The organism is Jiangella gansuensis DSM 44835, assembly GCF_000515395.1.
In the GTDB taxonomy this organism is placed as follows: domain Bacteria; phylum Actinomycetota; class Actinomycetes; order Jiangellales; family Jiangellaceae; genus Jiangella; species Jiangella gansuensis.
Genome location: NZ_KI911782.1, coordinates 1,082,937 through 1,100,977, shown reverse-complemented (window position 1 = coordinate 1,100,977; position 18,041 = coordinate 1,082,937). Strand labels below are relative to the sequence as shown.

Below are 18,041 nucleotides of genomic sequence, written 5' to 3'. Positions count from 1 at the left end.
CGCCCCTCACCCGCGGGCAAGTCCTTGCCCGCAGGTCAACGCCGTCCGGGCAAGCCGGCGGGCAAGTGCTGGTCAGCACCGTGGGACGCATGAGCGTCACCATCGAGGACACCCGCACCCGCACCGGCGCCCGGCGTCGCACCGGCTCCGGTGTCACCGGCCGGCTCAACGACGAGTGGGCCCGCCTGCGCACCGACGCCGGCACCGCGGCCGCGGTCGCGCGCTGGGCCGCCGAGAGCCCGCCGCTGGCCGGCTGCGGATGTCTGGACGACGTCGAGCTCGCGGTCCAGACCGCCGGCCGGCGCGACGCCGACGGCATCCTGCTGGCGCTGCTGCGGCTGGCCCAGGGCGGCGACGCACTCGCGGGCCGGACGGTGCTGCAGCTGATGCTCGGCAAGGCGATCCGGATCGCTTCCGGGCACATCGGCCGCGACAGCCGCGACAACCTCGAGCACGCCGCGGTCGCCGCGCTGTGGGCCACCATCGCCACGTACCCCACCGACCGCCGGACGGCGAAGGTGGCGGCGAACCTCGCGATGGACACCCTCGGCGCGGTCAGCCGCGAGCTGGCGCACGCACGCACCGAGACGCCGGCCGAACCGGGCTCCGTCGCCGACGCCCTCGGCGAAGCGGCCGCGCGCGGCGACGACGGCACCGGCGACCTCGAGCTCCTCGAGCTGATGGCGTGGGCGGTGGACGCGGGCACTATCAGCGCCGCCGACGCCACCCTCGTCCTCGACATCTACGCTCCGGCACCGGGCCAGGAGGGCGGCCGGGCGGCCGCCGAGCGGCACGGGATCAGCTGGCCGGCCGCGCGCCAGCGGGCCAGTCGGGCGGTGCGCAAATTGGCTCGCAGCGTCCGAGCCGACGATCTCGCGGTGTGAGGCCGTCAGGCCCGTTGACGGCCCTGACGGACCGGGTCTACGTTGAAGGTGCGGGCGAGTGAAACCGCCCCCGTCTTCGAGGTCGCTCCCTTGCCCGTCGCCGTCCCAGGTCAGTTCGAGGGGGCACGGTGACGAGTGTGGACGGCCCCGCCACCGTGGCCGGAGAGGCACCGACATGCCTGAGAACAAGGCTGTCATCTACAGGGGACCGGGCCACGTCGAGGTCGAGTCCGTCGACTACCCCACGTTCGAGCTCCAGGACGGCCCGGGGGTGAATCCAGGCAATGTCGGGCGCAAACTGCCGCACGGCGCCATCCTCAAGGTCGTCGCCACGAACATCTGTGGCAGCGACCAGCACATGGTCCGCGGCCGCACCACAGCACCCGAAGGCCTCGCCCTCGGTCACGAGATCACCGGCGAGGTCGTCGAGGCCGGTCCCGGCGTCGAGTACGTCAAGGTCGGCGACCTGGTCTCGGTGCCGTTCAACATCGCCTGCGGGCGCTGCCGCAACTGCAAGGAGGGCAAGACCGGCATCTGTATGAACGTCAACCCCGACCGGCCCGGCTCAGCGTACGGGTACGTCGACATGGGCGGCTGGGTGGGCGGCCAGGCCGAGTACGTGCTGGTGCCGTACGCGGACTGGAACCTGCTGGTGTTCCCGGACCGGGACCGCGCGATGGAGAAGATCCGCGACCTGGCGATGTTGGCGGACATCTTCCCGACCGGCTTCCACGGTTGCTACACCGCGGGCGTCGGCCCGGGTTCGACGGTCTACATCGCCGGCGCCGGCCCGGTCGGGCTCGCGGCGGCCACGTCGGCGTTCCTGCTCGGCGCTGCCGTCGTGATCGTCGGAGACCTGCAGAAGGACCGGCTGGACCAGGCCCGGTCGTTCGGCTGCGAGACCGTCGACGTCTCACAGGGCGACCCGAAGGACCAGATCGCGCAGATCCTGGGTGAGCCGGAGGTGGACTGCGCCGTCGACGCGGTCGGCTTCGAGGCTCGTGGTCATGGCAACGAGGCTCAGCAGGAGCGGCCGGCCACGGTGCTCAACACCGTCATGGACGTCACCCGAGCCGGTGGCGCCCTGGGCATTCCGGGGCTCTATGTCACCGGCGATCCTGGGGCCGCCGACGACGCCGCCAAGGAGGGGTCGCTGTCGATCCGGCTCGGTCTGGGCTGGGCGAAGTCGCTGGCGTTCACCACCGGCCAGTGCCCGGTGATGAGGTACAACCGGCAGCTCATGATGGCGATCCTGCACGACCGTGTGCAGATCGCGAAGAACGTCAACGCGACCGTGATCCCGCTGGACCAGGCACCGCAGGGGTACACCGAGTTCGACCACGGGGCGCCCCGCAAGTACATCCTCGACCCGCACGGCATGATCGCCTGAGGGGGCGTTCAACCAGGTGGGAGCCGCCGCCTCCGTCGCGGTGGTCGGCGTGATTAGCATGGAATGGTCCGCATCGTCGCGGTCGGCCCTGCACAGCACCCCCGCGAAGGCGGTGGCTCCCATGAGCCTCGACGAGCGTCTCGACCTCGAGTTCGCCTACACCAGCTACGACGAGTCGTGCCGCGACCTGTACTCACCGTCCTACCGGTGCCGGCGCCCGTTCGGCCACGGCGGCCTGCACGCCGCCGGTTTCGGGTCGCACCGGGTGACGTGGGTGCACCACCCGGCCCACGGCCCGGACGCACCGCCTATGTCGTGACGTAGCCTTCCAGGCCGTCGAGCAAGGCCTGGAGTCCGAACTCCATGACCTCCTCGTAGCCGAACGTGAACGTGTCGTCGTCGGCGGCCGCGAGCGCGGGGTACCGGCCGGTCTCCATCATCTTGACCAGGACCGGTTCCTGGGCGGCCCAGAACTCCTCCTCGGAGATGCCGGTGCGCTTCTCCGCCTCGAGGCCGTTGACCTGGACCCGGGCGACCGCGACGACGAACCCTTCGACTACCGACACCATCATGACCAGCACCTTGTCCGGCAGACCGGACGGCTTGAGCTGCGTCAGGATGCTGTTCATGGCGCCGATGTTGTTCGGGCCCAGCAGCGGGCGCACCTGGTCGACCTGGGGGTACCACGGGTGGTCGAGGCAGAGCTTCCAGATGCCGTGCGCCAACCGCTCCAGGGCGTCGCGCAACGGCAGTGGCTCCGGCTCGCTGTCGACCGGCCCGGCCACATGGTCGAGCATCAGGTCCAGCAGTTCGGCCTTGCCCGGCACGTAGCGGTACAGCGACATCGTCCCGACGCCGAGTTCGGCGGCGACCCTGCGCATGGAGACCGCGGCGAGCCCTTCGACGTCGGCGACCGCAACCGCCGCCTCCACGATCTGGGTGAGCGTCAGCCCGGGCTTCGGCCCGCGCGTGGGCTTCTCCTGCATGTCCCACAGGAGTTCCAGGCTCTTGTTGACGTCGCCGCCACCGCTGTGTTCTGCCGCCATCAGAACGAACATTAGCCTGTGGCAGAAAATCGGGTACGCCGTACGCGGTGTGGTAGAGTGCGTACGACGTACTCAGTTTTGGAAGGAGCGTCTTGTCCACCTCCACACATGCGATCCTCGCCGAGGGATTGCAGAAGCGGTACGGCGAGAAGAGCGCCCTGGACGGCTTCGACCTCGCCGTGCCGCAGGGCATGGTCTACGGCCTCCTGGGCCCCAACGGCGCCGGCAAGACCACCGCGGTGCGCATCATGGCGACCCTGCTGCGCCTCGATGGCGGCCGGGCCGTGGTGGCCGGGCACGACGTCAGCCGCGAGCCCCGCAAGGTCCGCCGGCGCGTCGGCTTCACCGGCCAGTACGCCGCCGTCGACGAGATCCTCACCGGCCGGCAGAACCTGCGGATGTTCGCCCGGCTGTTCCACCTGAGCCCTCAGCAGGCGTCGGCGCGGGCCGACGAGTTGCTGGAACAGTTCGGCCTCACCGACGCGGCGGACAAGGGCACCAAGGAGTACAGCGGCGGCATGCGCCGCCGGCTCGACCTGGCCGCCAGCATGATCCTGGCGCCGAAGGTGCTGTTCCTCGACGAGCCCACGACAGGCCTCGACCCGCGCGGGCGCAGCGACGTCTGGGACGCGGTGCGTTCCCTGGTGGCCGGTGGCACCACGGTGCTGTTGACCACGCAGTACCTCGACGAGGCCGACCAGCTGGCCGAGCGGGTCGCCGTCATCGATCACGGCAAGGTCATCGCCGACGACACTCCCGCCGCACTGAAACAGCGCATCGGCGGCGACCAGATCGAGGTCGTCCTCGAGGACTCCGTCGACCTGCCGGTGGCGCTGCAGATCGTCGGGAAGGTCGCGGCGGCGGCGCCGGACGTCGACGACGAGAACCGGCGCATCAGCGCGCCGGTCGAGCACCGGGTGTCCGCCCTCACCGAGGTGGCCCGCATCCTGCAGGACGAGGGCATCGCCGTCGACGACATCGGCCTGCGCCGGCCCACCCTGGACGAGGTGTTCCTGCGCCTGACCGGCCACCGCACCGACGAGGAGGCCTCCGTATGAGCACGCCCACCCTGGACCGCATCGACGTCGACGCACCGGAGCGGCGGCTGTACTGGGCGATCGTCGACGGGTGGACCGTCGCCCGGCGGACCCTCACCCACCTGATCCGGCAGCCGGCCAACATCGCCTGGCAGTTGGGCTTCCCGATCGTCTCGGTACTGCTGTTCGGGTACGTGTTCGGCAGCGCCATGAGCGTCCCCGGCGGCGGCGACTACCGCGAGTACCTGATGCCCGGCATGTTCGGGATGACCATGGCGATGGGGTTCATGAACACCGCGTACGCCGTGGTCATCGACACCACGAAGGGTGTGACCGACCGGTTCCGCTCGATGCCGATGGCGCCGTCGGCCCCGGTCACTGGGCGCGGGCTGGCCGACATCGTCAGCGCCGGGCTGGACCTGCTGGTGCTGGCGGCGACGGCACTGGTCGTGGGCTGGCGCTCCGACGGCGGCGTGCTGGGGACGCTCGCGGCGTTCGGGCTGTTCCTGCTGCTGCGCTTCGCTCTCATCTGGATCGGGATCCTGCTCGGGCTGATGGCGCCGAACGAGGAGGCCGCCGGCAACCTGTTCGCGGTGGCGTTCCCGTTCGCGATGATCTCCAGCGTGTTCGTGGCGCCGTCGCAGATGCCGGATTGGCTGGGCACCATCGCGGCCTGGAACCCGGTGTCGTCGACGGTGACGGCCGCGCGCGAGCTGTTCGGCAACCCGGTGGCCACCGGTGACACCTGGATCGAGCAGAACGCGATGCTGATGGCGGTGGTCTGGCCGCTGATCATCACTGCGGTCTTCGTGCCGCTCGCCGTCCGCCGGTTCCAGCGCCTGAGCCGGTGACGCGCGCGAAAACCGGCTGGCCGACCTGGGTGCGATCGCGTCTCCGTCTGTAATGATCGGGCGGTGAACCTTCGGCGCATGGTGGTCGTCGCGGCCTTTCCGGTGTTTCTCGCCAGCTGCCAGGACGACGCCTCTGATGACCCGGCCGAGCCGGCGGTGCCCCAGCCCTCCGGCTCGCCGGTGGGCGATCCGGTTCTGCCTGATTTCGCGCCCGCGCCGGCCGTCGACGTCCATACCAAGAACCATGGCGCTGGTTGGCAGATCGAGTTCAGCTCGGTGCTCGTCAATGTGGGCGAGGGCGAGTTCAGGCTCGTCGTCGACCGCCCGACGGTCGACGACGACTGGGTGGTCACCCAGGTCATCACCCACTCCGGCGGCGGCATCGATGAGGTGCCGACCGATGCCGAAATCGAGTGGGGCGGCGACGGTCATGACCACTGGCACGTCCGCCGGGTCGTCACGTACCGGCTCGTCGCCATCGACGGCAGCGGGACGCCGGCCCCGGACGGGCTCACGGACGCCAAGGTCGGCTTCTGCATCTACGACTTCGGCCGCGAACTCGACGACCTGGGCCCCGACGACCCCGTCTTCGACCGCGACGGCTGCCAGCCCGAGGACGCGCTCACGCTGACGATGGGGCTCTCCTCGGGCTGGGGTGACACGTATGAATGGAACCTGCCCGGCCAGAGCATCGACGTCACCGACCTGCCCGACGGCCCGTACCGCCTCTGGGCGGAGGCCGACGAGAGCGGCCACTTCGTCGAGGCGACCACGGACAACAACGACACCTGGGTTGACCTCGACCTCTCGACGACGGACGACGGCGCGCGCACCGCCGTGGTCGCCGGCGTCGGCCCTACGCCGGGCGAGAGCCCGCGCGCTGATTAGTCTGGTGCGATGGCCGCGATGGTGCCAGAATGTCGCTCACCAGCCGCGATAGGGGGTCGCGGCGCAGCAAGGGGGGCAAGCTCATGCGCAAGTATCTCGCCGTCGCATGTCTGACGACACTGGCAACCGTAGCCATCGCCACGCCGGTGGTGGCGGCCGATCTGTCCAACGGTTCGGGACAGTCGTGCCCGGAGGGCTCGGTCGGAACCTACCACTTCGTCAACAACCAAACCGGAAGAGCGGCCGCCGGCACACTCACGGCGACGTTCTCCGATGGCACCGTCTGGGTCGTCGGCGCGTCGCAGGTCAACAGGAACACCCAGCACTTCATCGTCGAGTCCGAGGGTGCTCTGGTCTCGGCCAGCACCGACCTGGCCGGTCGGCTGGTGCTCTCCGACTTCTCCTGCGGCGACGTCAAGAAGGACTGACACGAGTCACCGGTACTCGTTGTGCCCAGCTCGTGGTCTGGTGCGCAGTGTCAGCGTGGTAGTCCATGGGCGCTGTACAGCCCTCCGCAGCTCCGAGTGATCGGTGCCGGACCTCGTTCGACAGAGGGCCCCGCTGACCCTGCGTCAGCGGGGCCTTCGCGTGTGCTCGTACGGCGGCTGATACCGAACGGGCCTAAGGCGTGCGGCTGCTCTCGTCACGCAGCCAGGTCCCGGGATCCGCGCGCCGAGCCCGCAGCCGCGCCACCACGGCCGTCACCAGGAAGAGCGCGGCTTTGGGTGCCAGCCGCGGGTCGGCGGCCACGAGCCGCGCCAGCGTCCGCGCCCCCGTCCTGGGCAGTCGCCGGCCCGCCGGACGCGCCGCCGCGAGCCGGGCGTTGCCGGTCATCGCCCGGACCCGGCGGCGCAACAGATCGGCGTAGGTTCGCGGCGGCCGGATCTCGACGACGGCATCCGGCACGACCACGCGCTCGGCGGCGTCGAAGGCGGTCGCGACGGCGAGGTCGTCGGCCATCACGTCGCCCCATTCGCCGAGGCGGGCGTGCCCCGCCTCGGCGAGCACGACGACACCGCGCCCGAACAGCTCGTCGCGCACCGCGGGCAGCCGTTGCCACACGTCGTAGTACCAGCGCACCGGCCATCGCACGCCGTCCATCGGCAGCTGCCGCACCGGGCCGGCGGCCAGTACTCCCGGTGTCGCCAGAGCGCGGGTCAGCGCTCGCACGTCGGCGGTCCGCAGCACGACGTCGGCGTCGACGTACAGCCTCGGATAGCCCGCGGCGGCGGCGTCGCCGAGCCGCAGTGCCCCGCTCTTCGACGGCACCGGTGTCTCGACCACCCGAACGCCGCCGAAGCCGGCCGCGACCTCAGCGGTGGCGTCGGAACAACCGTTGGCGACGACGACGACGTCGAGCTCACCGGGTGCCGCGTCGGCGACCAAGGCCGACAGCAACCGGCCCAGAACCCGCTCCTCGTTGTGGGCGGGAACGACGATGCTGGTCACGCCGGCGAGTATGGCAGCCCGGCGACGGCTTCGGCCGCGGCATGCACGTCGGCGACGTCGAGCCACCAGCCCCGCGCCTGCCTGGCGACCACGGCGGCAGCCTCCCAGGCCGCGGCGCCGTGCCGGTAGTGGTTGAACGACGCGGCGAGGACCTGGGTCAGCACCTCACCGGCCGGCATCGGCGTCAGCGCCGTCTCCGCACCGCCGCGGCGCAGCCCGACGACGTGACCCACCGGCAAGGTTCCGGGGACGACCACACCGCCGAGCAGTTCGCACGGCACCGCCGCCTTGCCGCCGTCGCCGTCGCCGTTGCCGTTGCCGTCGCGGCCGTCCGGACGCGCATCGGGAAGGCCCACCGCACCGACTGCCCACGACGTCAGCATCAGCGGCCGGGACCAGCCCTCGACCTCGCCGGAGCGCAGGTCAAGCGCCACCATCTCGTCGCTGAGGTAGCCGAGGCCGCGACGCACGCACGCGGCCACCGTGGTGCTCTTGCCCGTCCCGGACGCGCCAGGGAAGAGCACGGCCCGGCCGTCGAGCGCGACCGCGCCGGCGTGCAGCAGCAGACGAGGAGAGCGCTCGATCGCGGCCAACACCGCCGCGCCGTACACCTCCTCGGGCGACCCGCCGTCGTCTGCCGGTAACCGCACCCGGACGCCCAGCACGTCGAGCACCCGGCCTGCGCTCATGGGCGGGCGTGACCGTCGAGAACGCGATGTGCGGCCAGCTGTTCCAGCGCCGCGTGCACGCCGGCCCGGACGGTGTCGGCATCGGCGTCGTAGGCGCGTGCCAGCAGCTCGACGATCTGGGCCACCGTGCGCTCGCCATCGAGCAGCCGCCAGACGTCGCTGGCGGTGTCGTTGAGCACCAGCGCGGTGTGTGTCGGCGCGTGGAACAGCGTGACCTCGCCGTCGACGTCGAGCTCACGCACCGCTGCCGCCGGCGCGAAGGCCGAGGAGGGGCTCATGCGGCAAAGCCTAGCGGCAATCCAATAGGCCCGCCCGGCTCCACACGACAAATCGCGTCATATGCCGTTATGATGCTCAACACGCACGGGGGGCGTGCGTACTTACTGATGGGGCCGAAGATGCCGCATAACGAAATCGCCGGAGGGCTCAGCCGCCGGCAGATGCTGAGGCGAGGGGTCGCCGTCGGGACCGCGGCTTGGACCGTACCCACAGTCACCGCCATCACGTTGACCCCGGCCAACGCCGCATCGCCCAGTGGCCAGCCGAGCGAGCCGCCCAAGCCGCCGACCAAGCCGCCGGAGCTACCCACCGACAAGCCCACGCCGGGCGAGCCGTCGCAGCCACCGGGAAAGCCGTCGCCGACGCAACCGCCCGGCGAGGAGCCGACCGCGCCCCCCGGCCAGCATCCGACCCCGCGGCCGACGCCGTCGCGCGGTACGCCGGATGACGACGACACTACGGTCGGTGCGGGTCAGCTGCCCGACACCGGCCCGGGTGACGTCGCGCGGACGGTCGCACTCGGCGGGTTGCTCGCCGCCGGCGGCGCGGCCGCCGTCGCCGCCTCTCGACGGCCCACGGACGACACCGACGCCGCCGCGCCGGAGGCGACGGCCTGAGCGCGACACACTGACCTGACAGGCCTGGGGGGGCACGAAATATGGGGGTCTTCAGCGGCGCGCGCTCGCGAGCACACACCACGCGGCGGGTGCTGATCGTCGTGCAGAACATCCCGGTGCGTATCGATCGCCGGGTGCGCACGGAGTGCCGGGCGTTGCTCGACGCCGGCTACGGCGTGACGGTCATCTGCCCGAAGGAGCACCCGGGCGAGCCGGACCGGCACGAGCTCGACGGCGTCGTCGTCCGTTCGTATCAGCCGCCGCCTGCGACGAAAGGGCTGGCCAGCTACGTCATCGAGTTCATCGTGTGCTGGCTGCACACGGCCCGGCTGTCCGTGCGTACGGCCCGCGCCGAGGGCTTCGACGTGCTGCAGGCATGCAACCCGCCCGACACGTACTGGCTGCTGGGCCTGCTGTGGAAACTGCGCGGCAAGAAGTTCGTGTACGACCAGCACGACCTGTGCCCGGAGGTGTACGAGGCGCGGTTCGGCCGCCGCGGCCCGCTGCACCGTGCGCTGCTGTTGCTGGAGCGCGCGACGTACGCCGTCGCCGACCGCGTCGTCAGCCCGAACCCGTCGTATCAGGAGATCGCCCTCACCCGCGGCCGCGTGCCGGCCGAGCGGACCACCGTCGTGATGAGCACCCCCGACCCCGAGCGCATGAAACGCGGCGACGCCCGTCCCGAGCTGCGCGGCGGCCGGAAGCATCTCGTCGTCTACGTCGGGATCATGGGGCCGCAGGACGGTGTCGACCGGCTGCTGGAGGCGGCCGCGAACTACGTACACGTCCTGGGCCGCCGCGACACCCGGTTCGCGCTACTCGGCTACGGCGACAGCCTCGACGACCTGCGCACGCAGTGCACACGGATGGGCTTGGACGAGTGGGTGCACTTCACCGGCCGGGTCGACCAGGCGGAGCTCGGCCAGTGGCTGTCGACCGCGGACGCCGGCGTCACCCCGGACCCGCCGTGCGAGTTCAACCACCGATCCACCATGAACAAGACCCTGGAGTACATGGCGCACGAGGTGCCGGTGGTCGCGACCGACCTGCGCGAGACCATGCGCTGCGCCGGCCCGGCCGCCGACTACGTGCCGGACGGCGATCCCGTCGTCATGGCCAAGACCATCGCCGCATTGCTCGACGACCCGCACCGCCGGGCGCGGATGGGCGCGGCCGGGCGGCAGCGCATCGAAACCGACCTGGCCTGGGCGGACCAGGCGCGTCGGTACGTCGGCCTGTACGAGGCGCTGCGGTGAGCGCGCGCACCTGCCCGGCCTGCTTCGGGGCCGCGCTGACGGAGTTCTACGCGGTGGACCGTGTCCCGGCGAGCAGCTGCCTCATGCTGGACGACGAGACAGCCGCGCTGGCCTTCCCCGCCGGTGAACTGCGGATCGCCGCCTGCGCCGACTGCGGTTTCGTCACCAACACCGCGTTCGACCCGGCGCTGACCCGTTATTCGGACGCCTACGAGGAGTCGCAGGCCTGTTCGGCCCGGTTCCGCGATTACGCCGCCGAGCTCACCGCCTCCTGGGTGGACCGTTACGACCTGGTCGGCAAGACCGTCGTCGAGCTCGGCTGCGGCAAGGGCGAGTTCCTCACCGGGCTGATCCGCGCCGGTGTCGGGTACGGCATCGGGGTCGACCCGGCCGTGCGGCTGGACCGGATCGACCCGGCCATCCTGCACCGCACCAGCTGGGTGACCGGGCTGTTCCCGGACGACTTCGAGACCATCGAGGCCGACGCCGTCGTATGCCGGCACACGCTGGAGCACATCGGGCCGGTCGGGGCCTGGCTGCGGTCGGTCCGCGCGGCCATCGGCCCACGCACCGACACGGTGGTGCTGTTCGAGCTGCCGGACGTGCTGCGGGTGCTTCGCGAGGGCGCGTTCTGGGACGTGTACTACGAGCACTGTTCCTACTTCTCCCCCGGGTCGCTGGAGGGGCTGTTCCGGCGTTCGGGGTTCGAACCGATCGAGCTGCGGCGCACCTACGACGACCAGTACCTCGTGATCGAAGCCCGCCCGGTGGCCGGCACCTGGCCGATGGTGGGAGCGGTCGAACCCGCCGCGCCCGGCGACCGGGACGAGGTGCTCGCGGCGGCCCGCCAGTTCGTCTCCCAGGTGGAGCGCAGCCGTACGCAGTGGCGGGAGCGGGTGCGCAAGGTCGCCGAGGACGGCGGCCGGGTGGTGCTGTGGGGTGCCAGTTCCAAGGCGGTCGGGTTCCTCGCCACCCTCGGCGACGACGCGCGGCACGTCGCGGCTGCTGTCGACATCAACCCGCACAAGCAGAACCGGTATCTCGCGGGCACCGGTCACCGCGTGGTCGGGCCGGTCGAGCTGATCGACATCGCGCCGGAGCTCGTCATCGCCATGAACCCGGCGTACACCGAGGAGATCGCCCGCGACCTGGAGACCATGCGGATTCCCACTGCCCTGGAGGCACTGTGACCATCAGCCGCTGCCTGGCCTGCGACAGCGATCGGCTCGCGCCGGTCGCGGACCTCGGCGTGACGCCGGTGCTCAACGGCGTCATGTTCGACGACCGCGACACCGCGCGGGCCGCGGTGCTCGGCCGGCTCGACATCGCGGCCTGCCAGGACTGCGGCCACGCGATGAACGTCGCCTTCGACCCCGGGTTGATCGACTACGACGCCGAGTACGACAACTCGCTGCACTTCTCGCCGACGTTCCAGTCCTACGCCGAGGACCTCGCGGGCCGGCTCGTCGACGCCTACGACCTGCGCGGCGGCGCCGTCGTCGAGATCGGTTCCGGCAAGGGCGACTTCCTGGAGTCGATCACCCGCCGGACCGGCGGCACCGGCGTGGGATACGACCCCAGCACCATGCCCGACCGCCAGATCCCGAATGTGCGGCTGGTCAGCGACTACTACCACCCGGGACAGGACGTCGAACCGTACGACCTGCTGGTGTGCCGGCACGTGCTGGAGCACCTGGAGGACCCGGCGGCGATCCTGCGCTCGCTCAGCGCCGCCGCGCCCGCCGGCGCGATCCACTACTTCGAGGTTCCCGCGGCCGAGTTCGACTTCGGCCCCACCGGCATGTGGGACTTCATCTACCCGCACGTGTCGTACTTCTCGGCCGGCTCCCTCGACGTCCTGCTGCGCCGTTGCGGATTCGAGGTCGTCGCCGCCGGCCGGTCCTTCTCCGACCAGTTCCTCTGGGTCGAGGCCCGGGCCGGCGCGACGGCACCGGACGCCGCTGGCACCGACGCGACGTCCCACCTGGAACTGCTGGCCAGCTTCGCCGCCCGGCACCGCGACCAGGTGCGGCGCTGGCGCGACGACGTCACCCGCGACGCCGCCCGCACCGCCGTGTGGGGCGCCGGCTCCAAGGGCGTGAGCTTCCTCAACGCCGTCGACCCGGCCGGCACACTCACCGTCGTCGACCTGAACCCCCGCAAGTGGCAGCGCTACCTTCCCGGCAGCGGCCACCAGGTGATCGCACCGGAGGCGCTGCCGGGCGACCGAATCAGGACCGTCCTCGTCACCAACCCCGCCTATCGGCATGAGATCTCCGGGCAGCTCGGCCAGCTCGGTGTCCCCGCCGACGTCATCGCGGTCTGAACAGGTGGACACCATGCCCCCGGAGACCGCGAGCGTCGAGCAACTGGACCTGGACACCAGGCGTAGGCCGCCGCGGGTCACTCTCGGTATGCCGCTGTACAACGCCGAGCGCTATCTCGCCCAAGCCTTCGACGGTCTGCTGGCACAGGACTTCGGCGACTTCGAGATCGTGGTTTCCGACAACGCATCGACTGACGGCACTTGGTCACTGTGCCAGGACTATGCCGCCCGCGATCCGCGGATCCGCCTGTACCGAAACACCGAGAACCTGGGCGCGGCTCGAAACTACAACCGCACCGTCGAACTGGCGAGGGCGCCGCTGTTCAAATGGGTCGCGTACGACGACGTCTGCTCGCCCACGCTCCTCAGCAGGTGTGTCGCCGCCCTCGATGCCGCCGGCCCGCGGGTCGTCCTGGCTTACCCGCGGACGCTGCTCATCGACGACGACGGCGTCGAGATCGGGCCGTACCGCGACGGACTGGACCTGCGGTCGTCGCACGCGTTCCGGCGAGTCGCCACCTATGCGCGCAACTGGAGCCTGTGCAATGCGGTCTTCGGCGTGATTCGGACAGACGTGCTGCGGTCCACCGGGATGATCCGGCCGTACCTTTCGTCCGACGTGGTGCTCTTGGCGGAGCTCGCCGCGATCGGGCAGTTCCATGAGATCCCCGAGCGGTTGTTCCACCGCCGGATCCACGCTGGTTCGAGCCGGCAGAGCGGCAAGGACCTCGCCGCCGCGGCGCACTGGTTCGATACCCGTCGCCCTGCCGACGCGCGGCCGCCAAAGGTCCGCCTTCCGCGGCGGGTGACGTCAGCGCTGCTGTCCGCTCCACTGGCTTGGCACGACCGTATCGGCTCCGCGGCCGCATTCCTGTCGGTATGGGGTTATCGCAAGACCCACATCAGGGCGAGCCACCTCAAGCACGCGTTGCTGGACCGGACACGGGCGCCGGCGACCAAGGAGGCGCCATGAACATCCACGGCCGAGCGGCCAGGGCAATGGGCCTGGCCGCTGCAGGAGTATTGAGCGCCGCCCTTCTGGTGCCGCAACTCGCCGGAGCCAACAGCACGGGCATCGTCTCCGACGACTTCTCCTCCGGGACGCTGGACACCACCCGTTGGACCGTCGTGGACGCACGCGGCGACGGCGACGTCTCGATGAGTGGCGCCGGCACCGCGGACGCGAGGCTCGACATCAGCGTGCCCGCCGGTTCGGAGCACAACCCCTGGCGCAGCGCCGACGTGCCGAGGGTCATGCAGTCCGTGACAGACGCCGACCTGACGGTCGAGGTCAAGTTCGACTCCATGCCGGCCGCGAAAACCCAGGACCAAGGCCTGATCTTCGAGCAGGACCCGACGACGTTCACTCGCTTCGACGTCTTCCACGACGGAAACGGCCCGCGACTGTTCGCCTCCAGCACCGTCAACGGCGCGCCGAAGAGCCGCACCAACCAGGCCTTGCCGGTGTTGAGCTCCATCAGCCTTCGCGTGGTCAGAACCGGCGACACGTGGACGCTCAGCTGGTCCGGCGACGGGGCGACCTGGACCACCGCGACGAGCTTCACCCAGGCGATCGACCTGAGCCGCGTCGGCCCGTATGCGGGAAATGCCGGGGGTTCCTCGTCACCGGCGTTCACCGCGGCCGTCGACTACGTCTTCGACCCCGCCAGCCCGATCGTCCCCGAAGACGGCGGCACCGAACCCGAGCCGGAGCCCACACCGGACCCGGAACCGACACCCGACCCGGAACCGACACCCGAGCCGACCGGCGGGTTCGTGTCCGACGACTTCGCGACCGGCGTGCTGGATCCGCAACGTTGGACCGTCGTGGACCCCGCCGCTGATGGCTCGGTCTCGCTCACAGGCGCAGGCACACCAGACGCCAGGCTGAGCCTCAGCGTTCCCGCCGGATCCGACCACAATCCTTGGCGCAGTGCCGACTCGTTGCGCGTCGTCCAGACCGTTCCCGATGACGACATCGCGGTCGAAGTCAAGTTCGACTCCATGCCGACGGTGCGGAACCAGACCCAGGGCCTGATCTTCGAGCAGAACCCGACGACGTTCACCCGCTTCGACGTTCTCCACGACGGAAACGGCCCGCGGCTGTTCGCCTCGAGCACCGTCAACGGCTCGGCGAAAAGCCGTCTCAACCAGGCGATTTCCGAACTCGGATCGATCCGCTTGCGGGTCAGCCGGACCGGTGATTCGTGGACACTCCGATGGTCGGCCGACGGAGAGAGCTGGACGACGGCGGCCACGTTCACCCAGGCCATCGAACTCACCCGGGTGGGTCCGCACGCGGGCAACGCAGGCGGCTCGGGCGCACCGGCCCACACCGCCTTGGTCGACTACGTCTTCGATCCGGTCAACCCCGTCGACCCGGAGGACGGCCACGAGTTGCCACCGGATGACACTGCGCCCGTCATCAGCGGCGTGACGGTCACGGCCACGTCCAGCAGCGCAACCGTGCAGTGGCAGACGAACGAACCGGCTACCGGCGCCGTCGACTACGGAACCACCACGTCGTACGGAAGCTCGGCGTCCCACAGCGGCACCGCGCTCACCCACACCGTCACGCTCGATGGGCTCGAGCCGGAGACGACGTACCAATACCGGGTCCGAGGCAACGACCTCGCCGGCAACTCGGCCGCACCGGTCACCGGCACCTTCACCACGGCGGCATCCGCGGGTACCGGCGACGAGATCGACGTCTGGTACGGAACCGACCAGTCGTTCGGCTCCCCTTCCCATACTCAGCGGTGGATCAACATCGTGGGCAACGTGGCGGACTCCGATGCGCTCACCGGCTTCTCGTATCGGCTGAACGGCGGCACCGTGCGGGCGTTGAGCGTCGGTCCGGACAATCGCCGACTTCAGGAAAAGGGCGATTTCAACATCGACATCGCTCGCACCGCGCTCGCGGCCGGCGAGAACACCGTCCAGATCACCGCCACTTATCAGGGCGGGCACCAAGCGATCGCCACGGTCACGGTGTCGGTGGCGAATCCGGGCGTGCTGGCGCTGCCACGTACGGTCGCCTGGTCGGCGAGCACGCCGTTGCAGTCCCAGGCTCAGGTCGTCGACGGGCTGTGGGCCGCCGGCAACGGCACGTTGCGCACGGGCAGCACCGGCTACGACCGGTTGGTGGCCGTCGGCGACGAACGCTGGACAGACTACGAGGTCACCGTGCCGATGACGGTGTACGGCTTCGGGCCGGGCGCGTACTCGCACCTCTCCGGAGCCCCGATGATCGGTCTAGGCGTGCGCTGGCAGGGTCACACCGCGGTCGACAGCTCGCAGCCGGCATGGGACTGGTTCCCGGTCGGCGCCTACAGCTGGTATCGCTTCCACGAGTCCGGTGCACGGTGGGAGCTCTTCGGCAACGGCTACTCGCCCGCCAAGCGCGGCATCCGCGAGGGCAGCGGCATCGCGTTCAACACGAGCTACACCATGAAGGTGCGCGTCGAGAGCCTGGCTCAAGGCGCGCGCTACTCGATGAAGTGGTGGCGCACCGGCACCGCCGAGCCGGCGGCATGGACCGCGACCATCGACGACGCCGACAGTGTCGCCCATGGTTCCGTCGTGCTGATCGCGCACCAACTGGATGCCACGTTCGGCAACGTCCAGTTCACTCCGCTCGCTGGGTCGCCGTGATCTGCCTGCCGGGGACGGACGTGAGGTCCGCATGACGACGGAGACGATGGTGCGACGGTCAGCCCCGGGACGCCACGCTGCTCCCGGTCGACGTGGCGCGGGAACTCCCCGCCGCTACGAGGCGAGGCGGCGTGCGAAGCCGAGGTCCAAGCTCCGCTCGGCGACGGTGTGGTCGTACTCGCTGACCGTCGGCAAGATGGCGATCACGACCGGGCTGTCACTGGCCCTGGCTGCGATGCTGGGCCCGCGTGCGTTCGGCGTGATCGCGATGGCGCTGGTGTTCACCAACTTCATCGAGATGATCCAGCAGCAGGGGTTGATGCCTGCCATCATCGCGCGCAAGACCCTGTCGGCCCTGCATGCGGACACGGCGTTCTGGCTGGTCCTGGGGGCCGGAACGATCGGCACGGTGCTCGGTGTGGTCGCAGCGCCATGGTGGGCCGGCGTCAATGATCTCCCGGAGTTGGCGCCGGTGATCCAGGTCCTGGCGTTGAGCATCCCGCTGAGCTCCTCGGTGGTCGTGCACGAGGCCATGCTGCGCCGGGAGCTCGATTTCCGGAGGCTCGCCCTTCGCAGCTGGTCGTCCGTCTTCGCCGGCGGCGCGGCCGGCATCATCGCCGCCGTGTCGGGATGGGGCGTCTGGGCACTGGTCACACAGCAACTCGTCACCACACTGACGACCGTGCTCGTGCTCTGGCGGGTTTCGTCCTGGCGGCCGCGGCCCCGGTTCAGCTACGCAGCGGCTCGAGAACTCTGGAGCTACTCCGTCCGCTCGTCGGCTTCCAGCTTGGGCCTGTTCCTGGGCGGGCGCCTGGACGTCGTCTTGGCCGGTGCGCTCTTCGGGCCGGTGCTCGTCGGCCTTTACCGCATGGGGCAACGGCTGGCGACCATGGTCGTCGACGTCACGGCCCGCTCGATGCAGGCGGTGTCCTTGCCCGGCTTGGCCTCCCTTCAGGACGACCAGCCCGCGTTCAACGCCCGCCTCTTGCGAATGCAGCGGCTCACGGCTGCGCTGGCCCTCCCGGTCCTGGGCATCGTCGCCGGTGTCGCGCCGATCGTGGAAGATCTGCTCGGTCCCGAGTGGGCCGGGACCACGGACGCCATCCGCATCCTCGCGGTGAGCCAGGGCTTCTCGGCGTTGACGCTCCTGCTCGGCCCGGCTCTTCAGGCTCGCGGCAAGCCGGGGACCCTCGCGTGGGTCCTCTGGTTGTGGAGTGGCCTCACAGCCGCCGCACTCGTCGCCGCGGCAGCACTCGACATCAACGGCGTCGACCGTCTCGTGGTGCTGTGCTGGGCCATCGTCGCGGCCTCCGGAGTGGCCGGCGTCACACTCCTTGCGACCGCTTCGAGAACGTTTGGCATCCGAATTGTGAAGATCTTGAGTAGCATTCTACCGGCCGTCCTGGCCGGTCTCGCGGCTGCCGCAGTGGCCGCCGGCATCACATCGTCGCTAGCTACGTCCCCACTGGTCGCCGGAGTGCTCGCCGGGTTGTTAGCGGCAATGGTGTCGCTGGCGATCTTGGCGCTCTTCGACCCGGTGGTACGGACCATTCTGACGCCTTTGCTGCAGGTCACGGGCTTGCGCCGGATCGGGCGTCGTGCTTCATTGGGCCACGTCACAAAACGGTCACGGGCCTTCGAGCCCGGGCCGACGTCTATCAGCAGGGACTGATTC

18 protein-coding genes are annotated in these 18,041 nt (G+C 70.3%); 14 read left to right on the top strand and 4 right to left on the bottom strand.

What is annotated here, in order from left to right; translation table 11 throughout:
* Positions 1 to 89: 89 nt before the first annotated feature.
* The 3 genes from JIAGA_RS32790 to JIAGA_RS0105495 all read left to right on the top strand — a co-directional run bounded on the left by JIAGA_RS32790 (position 90) and on the right by JIAGA_RS0105495 (position 2,593).
* Entirely contained in the window at positions 90 to 884 is a 795-nt protein-coding gene (locus tag JIAGA_RS32790) for a hypothetical protein (RefSeq protein WP_157552742.1), read from the top strand.
* A gap of 175 nt (positions 885 to 1,059) precedes the next feature.
* A complete protein-coding gene (gene fdhA, locus JIAGA_RS0105500) occupies positions 1,060 to 2,274 on the top strand; it encodes a formaldehyde dehydrogenase, glutathione-independent (protein ID WP_026874892.1) in 1,215 nt (404 codons plus the stop codon).
* A 121-nt stretch (positions 2,275 to 2,395) separates the two neighbouring features.
* Positions 2,396 to 2,593, top strand: coding sequence for a hypothetical protein (locus JIAGA_RS0105495; RefSeq protein WP_157552739.1), 198 nt, complete (start codon positions 2,396 to 2,398; stop codon positions 2,591 to 2,593).
* On the opposite strand, the gene JIAGA_RS0105490 is transcribed toward JIAGA_RS0105495, so the two are convergent.
* Positions 2,583 to 3,320, bottom strand: a complete 738-nt coding sequence (locus tag JIAGA_RS0105490; protein ID WP_026874890.1) for a TetR/AcrR family transcriptional regulator — start codon at positions 3,318 to 3,320, stop codon at positions 2,583 to 2,585. The two genes, JIAGA_RS0105495 and JIAGA_RS0105490, sit on opposite strands and share 11 nt — an antisense overlap.
* 92 nt (positions 3,321 to 3,412) lie before the next feature.
* Between JIAGA_RS0105490 and JIAGA_RS0105485 the strand changes: the two genes are divergently transcribed.
* The 4 genes from JIAGA_RS0105485 (at position 3,413) to JIAGA_RS0105470 (ending at position 6,524) form a co-directional block, all read left to right on the top strand.
* Positions 3,413 to 4,378, top strand: a complete 966-nt coding sequence (locus JIAGA_RS0105485) for a daunorubicin resistance protein DrrA family ABC transporter ATP-binding protein (protein ID WP_026874889.1) — start codon at positions 3,413 to 3,415, stop codon at positions 4,376 to 4,378.
* Positions 4,375 to 5,208, top strand: coding sequence for an ABC transporter permease (locus tag JIAGA_RS0105480; protein WP_026874888.1), 834 nt, complete (start codon positions 4,375 to 4,377; stop codon positions 5,206 to 5,208). Before JIAGA_RS0105485 ends, JIAGA_RS0105480 begins: the two co-directional genes overlap by 4 nt.
* 63 nt (positions 5,209 to 5,271) lie before the next feature.
* The gene (locus JIAGA_RS27735) at positions 5,272 to 6,096 is read left to right on the top strand and encodes a lysyl oxidase family protein (protein ID WP_157552736.1); all 825 of its coding nucleotides are present in this window, start codon (positions 5,272 to 5,274) and stop codon (positions 6,094 to 6,096) included.
* 83 nt (positions 6,097 to 6,179) lie between these two features.
* Complete coding sequence (locus tag JIAGA_RS0105470) at positions 6,180 to 6,524, top strand: hypothetical protein (protein WP_026874887.1); 345 nt, start codon at positions 6,180 to 6,182, stop codon at positions 6,522 to 6,524.
* Between the two features lie 193 nt (positions 6,525 to 6,717).
* Here JIAGA_RS0105470 and JIAGA_RS0105465 read toward each other — a convergent pair whose 3' ends face one another.
* Genes JIAGA_RS0105465 through JIAGA_RS0105455 form a run of 3 tightly spaced genes read right to left on the bottom strand, consistent with a single transcriptional unit; the run spans position 6,718 to position 8,512 of the window.
* Positions 6,718 to 7,545 (bottom strand): glycosyltransferase family 2 protein, encoded by an 828-nt coding sequence (locus JIAGA_RS0105465; RefSeq protein WP_026874886.1) that lies wholly within the window; start codon positions 7,543 to 7,545, stop codon positions 6,718 to 6,720.
* Positions 7,542 to 8,234 (bottom strand): hypothetical protein, encoded by a 693-nt coding sequence (locus JIAGA_RS35180; protein WP_211239523.1) that lies wholly within the window; start codon positions 8,232 to 8,234, stop codon positions 7,542 to 7,544. Before JIAGA_RS35180 ends, JIAGA_RS0105465 begins: the two co-directional genes overlap by 4 nt.
* Entirely contained in the window at positions 8,231 to 8,512 is a 282-nt protein-coding gene (locus tag JIAGA_RS0105455; protein WP_084469489.1) for a PqqD family protein, read from the bottom strand. The genes JIAGA_RS35180 and JIAGA_RS0105455 overlap by 4 nt, the downstream gene beginning before the upstream one ends.
* Before the next feature lie 120 nt (positions 8,513 to 8,632).
* Between JIAGA_RS0105455 and JIAGA_RS27730 the strand changes: the two genes are divergently transcribed.
* The 7 genes from JIAGA_RS27730 to JIAGA_RS0105415 are packed head-to-tail and all read left to right on the top strand — an operon-like array spanning position 8,633 to position 18,038.
* Entirely contained in the window at positions 8,633 to 9,130 is a 498-nt protein-coding gene (locus JIAGA_RS27730) for a hypothetical protein (protein WP_157552734.1), read from the top strand.
* Between the two features lie 41 nt (positions 9,131 to 9,171).
* The gene (locus JIAGA_RS0105445) at positions 9,172 to 10,386 is read left to right on the top strand and encodes a glycosyltransferase family 4 protein (RefSeq protein WP_051425758.1); all 1,215 of its coding nucleotides are present in this window, start codon (positions 9,172 to 9,174) and stop codon (positions 10,384 to 10,386) included.
* On the top strand, positions 10,383 to 11,576 hold the full coding sequence (locus JIAGA_RS0105440) for a class I SAM-dependent methyltransferase (protein WP_026874881.1): 1,194 nt from the start codon (positions 10,383 to 10,385) through the stop codon (positions 11,574 to 11,576). Before JIAGA_RS0105445 ends, JIAGA_RS0105440 begins: the two co-directional genes overlap by 4 nt.
* Positions 11,573 to 12,712, top strand: a complete 1,140-nt coding sequence (locus JIAGA_RS0105435; RefSeq protein WP_051425757.1) for a class I SAM-dependent methyltransferase — start codon at positions 11,573 to 11,575, stop codon at positions 12,710 to 12,712. Before JIAGA_RS0105440 ends, JIAGA_RS0105435 begins: the two co-directional genes overlap by 4 nt.
* A gap of 13 nt (positions 12,713 to 12,725) precedes the next feature.
* Complete coding sequence (locus JIAGA_RS27725; protein WP_169738825.1) at positions 12,726 to 13,685, top strand: glycosyltransferase family 2 protein; 960 nt, start codon at positions 12,726 to 12,728, stop codon at positions 13,683 to 13,685.
* The gene (locus JIAGA_RS34335; RefSeq protein ID WP_157552731.1) at positions 13,682 to 16,366 is read left to right on the top strand and encodes a beta-xylosidase family glycoside hydrolase; all 2,685 of its coding nucleotides are present in this window, start codon (positions 13,682 to 13,684) and stop codon (positions 16,364 to 16,366) included. The genes JIAGA_RS27725 and JIAGA_RS34335 overlap by 4 nt, the downstream gene beginning before the upstream one ends.
* Positions 16,317 to 18,038 carry an oligosaccharide flippase family protein gene (locus JIAGA_RS0105415; protein ID WP_084469484.1) on the top strand — a complete coding sequence of 574 codons (1,722 nt, stop codon included), beginning with the start codon at positions 16,317 to 16,319 and terminating at the stop codon, positions 18,036 to 18,038. Before JIAGA_RS34335 ends, JIAGA_RS0105415 begins: the two co-directional genes overlap by 50 nt.
* Positions 18,039 to 18,041: the final 3 nt, after the last annotated feature.

What these genes read in the sequence shown, in the direction of transcription:
- JIAGA_RS32790 (WP_157552742.1), top strand. Translation starts at nt 90, where the DNA reads ATGAGCGTCACCATCGAGGACACCCGCACCCGCACCGGCGCCCGGCGT.
- fdhA (WP_026874892.1), top strand. Translation starts at nt 1,060, where the DNA reads ATGCCTGAGAACAAGGCTGTCATCTACAGGGGACCGGGCCACGTCGAG.
- JIAGA_RS0105495 (WP_157552739.1), top strand. Translation starts at nt 2,396, where the DNA reads ATGAGCCTCGACGAGCGTCTCGACCTCGAGTTCGCCTACACCAGCTAC.
- JIAGA_RS0105490 (WP_026874890.1), bottom strand. Translation starts at nt 3,320, where the DNA reads ATGGCGGCAGAACACAGCGGTGGCGGCGACGTCAACAAGAGCCTGGAA.
- JIAGA_RS0105480 (WP_026874888.1), top strand. Translation starts at nt 4,375, where the DNA reads ATGAGCACGCCCACCCTGGACCGCATCGACGTCGACGCACCGGAGCGG.
- JIAGA_RS0105470 (WP_026874887.1), top strand. Translation starts at nt 6,180, where the DNA reads ATGCGCAAGTATCTCGCCGTCGCATGTCTGACGACACTGGCAACCGTA.
- JIAGA_RS35180 (WP_211239523.1), bottom strand. Translation starts at nt 8,234, where the DNA reads ATGAGCGCAGGCCGGGTGCTCGACGTGCTGGGCGTCCGGGTGCGGTTA.
- JIAGA_RS0105455 (WP_084469489.1), bottom strand. Translation starts at nt 8,512, where the DNA reads ATGAGCCCCTCCTCGGCCTTCGCGCCGGCGGCAGCGGTGCGTGAGCTC.
- JIAGA_RS27730 (WP_157552734.1), top strand. Translation starts at nt 8,633, where the DNA reads ATGCCGCATAACGAAATCGCCGGAGGGCTCAGCCGCCGGCAGATGCTG.
- JIAGA_RS0105445 (WP_051425758.1), top strand. Translation starts at nt 9,172, where the DNA reads ATGGGGGTCTTCAGCGGCGCGCGCTCGCGAGCACACACCACGCGGCGG.
- JIAGA_RS27725 (WP_169738825.1), top strand. Translation starts at nt 12,726, where the DNA reads ATGCCCCCGGAGACCGCGAGCGTCGAGCAACTGGACCTGGACACCAGG.
- JIAGA_RS34335 (WP_157552731.1), top strand. Translation starts at nt 13,682, where the DNA reads ATGAACATCCACGGCCGAGCGGCCAGGGCAATGGGCCTGGCCGCTGCA.
- JIAGA_RS0105415 (WP_084469484.1), top strand. Translation starts at nt 16,317, where the DNA reads ATGCCACGTTCGGCAACGTCCAGTTCACTCCGCTCGCTGGGTCGCCGT.